Below are 974 nucleotides of genomic sequence, written 5' to 3'. Positions count from 1 at the left end.
GGCGGCGCGGCCTTCGCCGGCCCGGCCGCGCGCGCCCTGCCGCGCACGCCCTTCGCCCGCACGCCGACCTGGTTCCCGCGCACGGTGGAAAGCGCGCGGCTGACGGACCCGCTGCGCGACCACCCGCTGCTCGGCATCCGCGGCGGTGCGGAGCCGGGCACCTGGACAGGCTTCCTCGACACCGAACTGCAGCCCTGGCTCGCCGATCACCGGCTGATGGGCGAGGCCGTGCTGCCCGCGGCCGGCATGGCCGAGATGGCGCTCGGTGCCGCCGCTGCGATCTACCCGGAGGCGGCGGCGCTGGAGGTCAGTGACCTGGCCATCCTGCGCCCGCTCTCGCTCGAGCCCGACCGCACGCGGGAGGTGCGCACCACCGCCGATGCCGAGGGCGGCTTCGCACTGGAAAGCCGCCGCCGCCTCGCGGATGAGCCCTGGAGCCTCTCGGCCCGCGCCCGCATCGCGGCCCTGCCGCGCCTGCCATCCGTGGCCGGCCCGTCGATCGTGGCGCACCGCACGGTGCCGGGTGCGGAGGTCGTCGCCATCGCGGCCCGCTGCGGGCTCGACTACGGCCCCGCCTTCCGGCCGGTCGAGCGCGTGCAGGTGGACGATGCCGACGCGCGTGGCCGCATCGCGCTGCGCCTGCCGGATGCCGCACCGCCCGCCGAGGACTTCCTGCTGCATCCCGTGCTGCTGGACGGCGCGCTGCAAGGGCTGATCGCACTGCTCTCCGCCGTGGTGCGGCCGGAGGGGCAGTCGCTGGTGCCGGTGCGCATCGGGCGGCTCGCGGTGCTGCGCGGCGCCGCCCAGCCGGCGGCGGCCGACATCGCCCTGACGCGGCGGGGCGAACGCTTCCTTGCCGCCGACCTGGTGCTGCGCGACGCGGCCGGCACGGTTGTCGCCACCTGCCACGACGTCTGGCTGCAGCGGGTGCGCCTGCCGGGGCGGCTCGCCGCGGCGGAGCACGCGTTCCGGCT

Annotated in this window: 1 protein-coding gene; it reads left to right on the top strand. The window is 77.5% G+C overall.

Annotated features, from left to right (window positions below):
- Positions 1-974, top strand: a 974-nt coding sequence (locus GXW76_RS25435) for a polyketide synthase dehydratase domain-containing protein (protein WP_211864925.1), incomplete at both ends; no start/stop codon positions are given.

It is taken from the genome of Neoroseomonas soli (assembly GCF_018129065.1).
GTDB classification, from domain to species: Bacteria; Pseudomonadota; Alphaproteobacteria; order Acetobacterales; family Acetobacteraceae; genus Neoroseomonas; species Neoroseomonas soli.
This window is presented reverse-complemented; position numbering and strand designations above follow the sequence as displayed.